Annotated in this window: 10 protein-coding genes; 4 read left to right on the plus strand and 6 right to left on the minus strand. The window is 66.7% G+C overall.

Annotated elements, in window-relative coordinates; all coding sequences use genetic code 11:
• The 3 genes from A0U87_RS25135 to A0U87_RS25145 all read right to left on the minus strand — a co-directional run.
• The coding region (locus tag A0U87_RS25135; protein ID WP_137406108.1) for an outer membrane beta-barrel protein at positions 1 to 710 on the minus strand (710 nt) is incomplete at its 3' end.
• Between the two features lie 182 nt (positions 711 to 892).
• A complete protein-coding gene (locus tag A0U87_RS25140; protein ID WP_240700635.1) occupies positions 893 to 1219 on the minus strand; it encodes a DUF2793 domain-containing protein in 327 nt (108 codons plus the stop codon).
• Between the two features lie 104 nt (positions 1220 to 1323).
• The gene (locus A0U87_RS25145; RefSeq protein WP_048939633.1) at positions 1324 to 1731 is read right to left on the minus strand and encodes a phage tail protein; all 408 of its coding nucleotides are present in this window, start codon (positions 1729 to 1731) and stop codon (positions 1324 to 1326) included.
• A 56-nt stretch (positions 1732 to 1787) separates the two neighbouring features.
• On the opposite strand from A0U87_RS25145, the gene A0U87_RS25150 reads away from it, so the two are divergent.
• A complete protein-coding gene (locus A0U87_RS25150; protein WP_048939634.1) occupies positions 1788 to 2114 on the plus strand; it encodes a hypothetical protein in 327 nt (108 codons plus the stop codon).
• On the opposite strand, the gene A0U87_RS27095 is transcribed toward A0U87_RS25150, so the two are convergent.
• Complete coding sequence (locus tag A0U87_RS27095) at positions 2115 to 2240, minus strand: hypothetical protein (protein WP_272939639.1); 126 nt, start codon at positions 2238 to 2240, stop codon at positions 2115 to 2117.
• A gap of 113 nt (positions 2241 to 2353) precedes the next feature.
• Between A0U87_RS27095 and A0U87_RS26385 the strand changes: the two genes are divergently transcribed.
• On the plus strand, positions 2354 to 2521 hold the full coding sequence (locus A0U87_RS26385) for a hypothetical protein (protein ID WP_004207814.1): 168 nt from the start codon (positions 2354 to 2356) through the stop codon (positions 2519 to 2521).
• A gap of 243 nt (positions 2522 to 2764) precedes the next feature.
• Here A0U87_RS26385 and A0U87_RS25155 read toward each other — a convergent pair whose 3' ends face one another.
• Entirely contained in the window at positions 2765 to 3892 is a 1128-nt protein-coding gene (locus A0U87_RS25155; RefSeq protein ID WP_122927914.1) for a phage portal protein, read from the minus strand.
• Positions 3893 to 4074: 182 nt separating this feature from the next.
• On the opposite strand from A0U87_RS25155, the gene A0U87_RS25160 reads away from it, so the two are divergent.
• Both A0U87_RS25160 and A0U87_RS25165 read left to right on the plus strand, forming a co-directional pair.
• Positions 4075 to 4689 (plus strand): energy transducer TonB, encoded by a 615-nt coding sequence (locus A0U87_RS25160; RefSeq protein WP_048939579.1) that lies wholly within the window; start codon positions 4075 to 4077, stop codon positions 4687 to 4689.
• A gap of 218 nt (positions 4690 to 4907) precedes the next feature.
• Positions 4908 to 5630: a tetratricopeptide repeat protein gene (locus A0U87_RS25165; protein WP_048939578.1), complete on the plus strand. Its 723-nt coding sequence runs from the start codon at positions 4908 to 4910 to the stop codon at positions 5628 to 5630.
• 51 nt (positions 5631 to 5681) lie between these two features.
• Here A0U87_RS25165 and A0U87_RS25170 read toward each other — a convergent pair whose 3' ends face one another.
• Positions 5682 to 6266, minus strand: coding sequence for a hypothetical protein (locus tag A0U87_RS25170; RefSeq protein ID WP_137406109.1), 585 nt, complete (start codon positions 6264 to 6266; stop codon positions 5682 to 5684).
• Between the last annotated feature and the right edge of the window lie 261 nt (positions 6267 to 6527).

Consider the following 6527-nt stretch of genomic DNA (forward strand, 5'->3'; position numbering starts at 1 on the left):
GGGGGCGGCGGAGGCGGCGGCGGCGGGGGGGGCGGCGGGGGCGGCGGAGGCGGCGGAGCCGCTTCAACCGGAGCGCCGAAGTTGTAGGTCAGGCCGAGCAGCAGACTGTGGGTACGCAGCTTGCTGTCCACGCTCGAACCGGCGGGGCCACCAATGGTGGTGTAGGCCGGGATGAGCTTGATGTCGTCCTGGTTGAAGTAGCGATACTTCAGCGAGACGTCGAGGTTGTTGGTCACCGGGTAACGCACGCCGGCGATCGCCTGCCAGGCGAAACCGGTGTCGCTGTCGTTCACCAGGTCGTTGGCCAGCTTGCCACGCGACACGCCGACACCGCCGCCGACGAAGCCCTGCAGGCCATCGTCGGGACCGAAGTCGAGCAGGCCGTTCAGCATGAACGAGAGAGCCGACGAAGCGCCGCCGAAGCCGCTCTTGTCGAGGTCGACCTTGGCGCGCTTGTAAGCAGCTTCGGCTTCGAGGCGGAAGCCACCGAAGTCGTAACCGATATTCGCGTCGAAATCATAACCCTTGTGGTGGTCAGCCGACACGGTGTTGCTGGCGGCGCCAGCATTACCGGGGGTGAAGGTGATGTCCTGATCTTCAACGATCATCACGCCGGCGTCGACGCCGACATACCAGCTGTTGTCGCGCGCCAAGGCCGGGGTGGCCAGGGCACTGGTCGCAAGCGCAGCCGCGAGGGCAAGCTTCCGCATTTGAATTCCCCTTTCAAAAGTGTCACGAAGGACTGCTGAAACCATGTATCGGCAAGAAGGTTTCATGGCAAGTCCACAATTCGTGAAACCGTTGCAAAAATAACGCAGTAGGGACATCCCCTAGGCTCGCCTCCAAGCTAATACCTACCCCTCTCCATGAAAAGATCGCCGATACTCCAGAATTACATGGAGATCAGTCCATGCCCCTGCAAAACCGCCAATATCGCGGCAATTGCGCCACGACTCTCGCTATCGACGATCGTTCCACCGGCCGGCCCGGCGATCGCGGGCTGGCGTGCGCCAACAATTTGCTGGCCGGCGACATAAAATCCCTCGCTGCGCACCGCATCATCCCGCCATGCCGTACCGTCATGCACCATGGCATGGCCGCGATCCGCCACCGCCAGCCGCAATCCGGCCTTCGGCACGACGAAGCGCCCCCCCCCCTCTGTCCAGCCGGCAACATGCTCCTCCCGCCCGGCCCAGGCACCGCTCGCCCCAGCCGCCACGATCGATCGCAGCGAACTCGCGGCAATCTCGTCCAGTGCCGACAGGGCGATCCGTCATCTCCCCAGACGGCGCCATCGCCCGGCGGCCTTTCGAGCCCCGCCGCTCATTCGCTCACCACCGCGCCGCTGCTTTCCAGGCTCAGCGCATAGTTGCGCTCGCCATTATAGTCGCCGGCATAGTCGAGCCGCGTCACCAGGAAGCGGCCGCGCATCCGCTCGCCGCTCTCGAAACTTAGCTCATAATCTTCGATCGTGCCCGCCAGCGCATGATTGCGCACCCGGATTTCGGCCGCCGATCCGGTGAAGATGCCGGCCGCCGACACGCTGACCGATCGCATCCCCGCGCCCGACAGCAGCTCGCGCCAGCCGCCCGAATCCTTGCTGGTGATGTTGACCGCCTCGCCATTCACCGACAGCTGGGTGGTGCGCATCCCGGCCACCGTCTCATATGTTGCCGGGACGTTGCCATTTCCCACCTTCAACAGAAACGCACTTCCTTTTTCGACGCCCATGGCGCATTCTCCCGTCAGACAAAGCGTTCTAAAACGCGGATTAAAGGAGAGGTCTGATGCTCGTGGTTGCTCCCCTTCTGATGATGCTCGCGGCCGCGCCGTCGGCCGACGCCATCGGCGCCGCCCGCAAGGCTTTTGCCGGCTGCCTCTCGGCCCAGGTCCAGCCCTCGCTCGACAAGAAGGTGCCGCTCGGCGAATTTCAGGGTCAGTTGAAGACGGCCTGCGCCGACAAGGAAGCCGCCTTCCGCGCCGCGATACTCGCGCAGGACAAGGCCGACGGCATGTCGGACAAGGATGCGCAGGCCGATGCCGACGATCAGGTGTCCGAATATGTCGACAAGATCATCGGCGAATATGAGGAATATAATAAGCCCGGCACCTGATCAGGCGCCGATAGCCTCGCGCACCACGCGAATGCGGTAATCCGCCACCGCCAGCCAGCCGCCTTCGCCGCGCGTGCCCGTCCGGGCGATCCGCGACCGCAACAGGCTGGCGGTGACGATCCGCACCGCCCAGCAGCCGGCAGCCCTGCGCCCTCGGCCTGCGCCACCAGCCGCGCCAGCATCTCCTCTTTCATGGTTCCGCCTTCCCTTGGGCGCCGCGCGCCTCTATCTGGGCCCGCATGAAGCGCACCCCTCGCAAATTGCTGATCGCCCTCGTCATCCTCGCGCTCGGCCTCATCGCCTGGCATTTCGGCCTGTTCCGCGCCGGCGACTGCCTGTTGCAGGGCGGCAGCTGGAACATGGACAACGGCTTCTGCCGTCTCGACAGCCTCGCCCAGCCCCTGTGAAGCGGGCGCTGCTCGGCGCACTGCTGGTCCTGATCGCCGCCGCCCTCTGCCTCTGGCAAAGCGACTGGCTCGCGCAGGATCGCTGCCTCGACAGCGGCGGCCGCTGGACCGCACAGGGCAGTTGCCAGCGCTAGAAGAAAGACAAACAAGGTTCACGCGGAGCCGCGAAGACGCGGAGAAGAGAAAAGAGCCGCCGCAGGCGCAGCACAAAAATCTCCGCGCCTCCGCGTCTCCGCGCGAACTTCAAATGCCCAGCATCGCCTTCTTCTCTTCCGCAGAGAGGAAGTCCGCCCCCGCCACCCGCTCCCACAATGCCGCGCGCTCGTCCGACAGCGCCGGTACCGCGTCCAGATCCGTCACCAGGCTCAGTCCCGGCCACCAGCCCTGCAATCCCTGCGCCAGTCCCGCGCCGATCTTGCCGACCAGCGGCAATATCGTCTGCCGCCACAGCGCCTTGTTCGCCTCGCGATAATTGGCGTAGCTATTGTCGCCCGGCAGCCCCATCAGCATCGGCGGCACGCCAAAGGCCAGCGCGATCTCCCGCGCAGCCGCCGCCTTCAATCCCACAAAGTCCATCTCGGCCGGCGACAGGCTCATCGCCCGCCAGTCGAGCCCGCCCTCCAGCAGCATCGGCCGCCCGGCATTGGCCGCGCCGCTGAACGCCGCCTCCATCTCGCGCCGCACCCGCTCAAACTGTTCCGGGCTCAACACCGATCCGTCGCCCGGCGCATAGACCATCGCGCCCGAAGGCCGCGCCGCATTGTCGAGCAGCGCCTTGTTCCACACCGTCGCGGCATTGTGGATCGCCACCGCCCCCGCCGCCGCGCCGACACAGCCCAGGCCATAATGATCGTCGAGCGGATGGAGCGCGCGGATATGGAGCAGGCTGGTCCGCCCCGCGCCATCCTCGGGCGACAGCCGGGTCACGCTCTCGCCCACGCGATAGAGATAGGCGGCGGGCCAGCCGCGCGCATCCGCCTCCACGCTCACCCGCTCGGGTCGCAGCGCGAACAGCTCGGCCGGCATCCCATCCGCGCCCGCAATCACCTGCACATAGCCATTGCCGTGCAGCAGCACATGGCTGGCCAGCGTCTCGATCAGGCCCTGCCCCGCCGACGCCCGCGCCACCAGCGCCCCGATCCGCGCCGCCGCCGCACCATCCACCCCGCCGACCTTCAGCACGCACGCCCCCGCCCCTTCGGACACCAGCCGCATCGCCCGCTGCGCCACCGGATTGCCGATCACCCCGGCGCGCAGCTGCGCCTCATAACTGGCCGGCCATTCGCCCAAGGCCACCGCGCCCGATCCCCAGGCCCGCGCCAGCACCGGCCGCCCGGCTTCCCCAGCGGCCTTCATCCCGAACCATTTCATCGGATCGTCCCCATAAACAAAGATCCTCGCCCCTCCAGGGAGAGGATAGTGGAGGCCCGCGGCGCCAGCCGCCTGCCAAAAACTGGAAAGCGGCGCCAGCCGCCTACCGAAACCTGGAGGGGGCACGCCCTTGCGGACCGACCCGCCTTTACAAAAGCCAGGCAGCGATCAAATCTGCGCCCATGCCCCTTGCACCGATCCTGCTCATACTCGCCCAGGCCAGCGGGCCGGTCGTCACGCCCCTCGTCCTGCCCACGACCCAGGATTATGCGCTCGTCGCCCTGCCGCCCGCATCGACCGGTGCCGCCACCGTCCGCATCACGCGCCGCCCCGGCAGCGACCAGCTGGATTGCACCCCCTCGGCCATTGTCGGCGGCACCGCCATCGCCGTGGCAAGCTGCCGGCTCGCCATGATGAAGATGGGCTGGATGGCAGCGGTGAAGGACAGAAATGGTCAGGATGGGACGATCCCGGTCGTCCGCCTGTTCTGGGAGCCGGCACCATCGACTTTCCAGGGCGACATGGGTGGCGCCACGCCGATCGCCCTCGACGGCAAGGCGCCGATCGCAAGCGACCCGGACAAGGCAGCAACCGCGCTGCAAAGCGATTATACCGTCCGGCTCGACGCCACCGGCCATCCCCGATCCTGCCGCATCACCCAATCATCCGGCACGCGCCGATATGACGACACCGCCTGCCTCGTGGCGATGGGCCAGCGCTATCTGCCGGCGCTCGACGACCAGGGCCGACCAAGGGAAACCGAGGTAAAATCCTGGGTTCGGTTCACGGATCGATAAAGGGCCGACACCCCCTCCGCTTCGGAGCATCCCCCTATGCAAAAAATCCTCGCCCCTTTGGGGAGAGGATAGTGGAGGTTGGCGGCGCCCAGCCGCCTACCGAAACTTGGAGAGGGGCACGCCCTTCGGACTCGCCCGCCCAAAATATTGCCACCCTGTTTCCAGCGCCACCTCATCCTGCTAATCAGTCGCAATATCCAAGCCAGAGACCTGCCCTGATGACCGCGCCCTCGCCCCTCCTCACCCAGACCGCCGACCAGATGCGCGAACAACTCGCCGCATCCCCCGAATCTGCCGCCGCGCTGATCCGCGCCGGCGCCGATGCCGGCCTGCCCGACGCCCAGGCCTATTATGGCCAGTTGCTGCTCGACGGTCAGGGCGTCGCCGCCGACCCGGCCGAAGCCTTCCGCCAGTTCGGCCTCGCCGCCGCGTCGGGCCATGTGATGGCGATCAACATGGTCGGCCGCTGCCATGAGAAGGGCTGGGGCACGCCGGTCGATCCGGTCGCGGCCGCCGCCTGCTATCGCCGCGCAGCCGAATCCGGCCTCGACTGGGGCATGTATAATTGGGGCAGCGCGCTCGGCCTCGGCTCCGGCGTCGCGAAGGATGAAGCGGCCGCGCTCGGCTGGTTCCAGAAGGCCGCCGCCCTCGGCCATGCCAAGTCGATCAATTTCCTCGGCGCCTTTCATGAGGAAGGCCGCCTCCTCCCCCGCGACATGGACCGCGCGGACGAATGCTATCGCATCGCGGCGGAGGGCGGCGATTTTCGCGGCCAGTTCAACCATGGCCGACTGCTCGCCGAGGCCGGCGGCATCGCCGCCGCCGCCCACTGGATGCAGGCCGCCGCGACCAGCGCCACCCCCGCCTTCCGCACCATGATGCGCGACCATCTCGCCGCCTCGCCCCACGCCGCCCTGCGCGCACTGGCCGCCGATCTGTAAACGCTTCGGTCTTAGAAAAAGGTCGTCATTCCGAACCTGATCCGAGAGCCCTTAGGCCCTTGCATCTGGCGGGGCTATTGCGCCCGATCCATCAGCTTGCGGATGCCGAACCAGATATAGAGGGCAAACATCCCGCCACTGCCGAGCATCCAGGCCCAGCCCCGGAAGCTGCGATCGCCGCCAGCGACACAGCCCCAGAAAATCAGCCCGCTGAACCCCAGCGAAAACAGGATGAAACGCCAGTTCAGCATCGCGCGGGCATCCCGTCGCATCTGCGCCATCGGGCGTGGCGGCAGGATATCCGGCCGCCCCCCTGACCAAGCGCCGCGGCGCGAAACTGGCATAATATATCCAGGCCATCAGGCCGACCACACAGGCTGTCGTCATGACATTCTGCGTCCAGTCAGGCAGCGTCAGCCATTCCGACAATGTCACCCAGACGATGATGATCGCCATGATGACGCCGGTCGACGTCCACATGCCCCGGCGACCTGCAACCCGCTGCCAGCGCGCAACCAGCGCCGCATATTCCTCCGGGCTGACGAACTTGGCGCCACCCTTGCGGGACGGATAATAGGCATAACCGCCCTCCACCGGCGTGAACTGGCGCTGAAATACCCCAATGCTGTCGAACATGATGATCCCCCTGCCGGCATCCTGTCGATAGAGGGCGTGAATTTCCATCCTTTTGTTCGCAGGACAAAAAAGGCCCGGCACCTCAGGGGGCCGGGCCTCGTTTCTGGCGATGGGCGCTATCTCATCTGTTCCGCCGCAGCACCTCGTCGCAGCGGGAATTGGTGCCCGATCCCTTGCCGATCAGCCGCCCCGCCGCTGCGCCGCCGGCGCCGGCCAGCACCGTCTCGCCCACGCCGCCGCCGGCGATGATGCTCGCGCCCG

The sequence above is a fragment of the Sphingobium sp. MP9-4 genome (assembly GCF_005281675.1).
In the GTDB taxonomy this organism is placed as follows: Bacteria; Pseudomonadota; Alphaproteobacteria; order Sphingomonadales; family Sphingomonadaceae; genus Sphingobium; species Sphingobium yanoikuyae.

What these genes read in the sequence shown, in the direction of transcription:
- A0U87_RS25145 (WP_048939633.1), bottom strand. Translation starts at nt 1,731, where the DNA reads ATGGGCGTCGAAAAAGGAAGTGCGTTTCTGTTGAAGGTGGGAAATGGC.
- A0U87_RS25160 (WP_048939579.1), top strand. Translation starts at nt 4,075, where the DNA reads ATGCCCCTTGCACCGATCCTGCTCATACTCGCCCAGGCCAGCGGGCCG.
- A0U87_RS25165 (WP_048939578.1), top strand. Translation starts at nt 4,908, where the DNA reads ATGACCGCGCCCTCGCCCCTCCTCACCCAGACCGCCGACCAGATGCGC.
- A0U87_RS25155 (WP_122927914.1), bottom strand. Translation starts at nt 3,892, where the DNA reads ATGAAATGGTTCGGGATGAAGGCCGCTGGGGAAGCCGGGCGGCCGGTG.
- A0U87_RS26385 (WP_004207814.1), top strand. Translation starts at nt 2,354, where the DNA reads ATGAAGCGCACCCCTCGCAAATTGCTGATCGCCCTCGTCATCCTCGCG.
- A0U87_RS25170 (WP_137406109.1), bottom strand. Translation starts at nt 6,266, where the DNA reads ATGTTCGACAGCATTGGGGTATTTCAGCGCCAGTTCACGCCGGTGGAG.
- A0U87_RS25150 (WP_048939634.1), top strand. Translation starts at nt 1,788, where the DNA reads ATGCTCGTGGTTGCTCCCCTTCTGATGATGCTCGCGGCCGCGCCGTCG.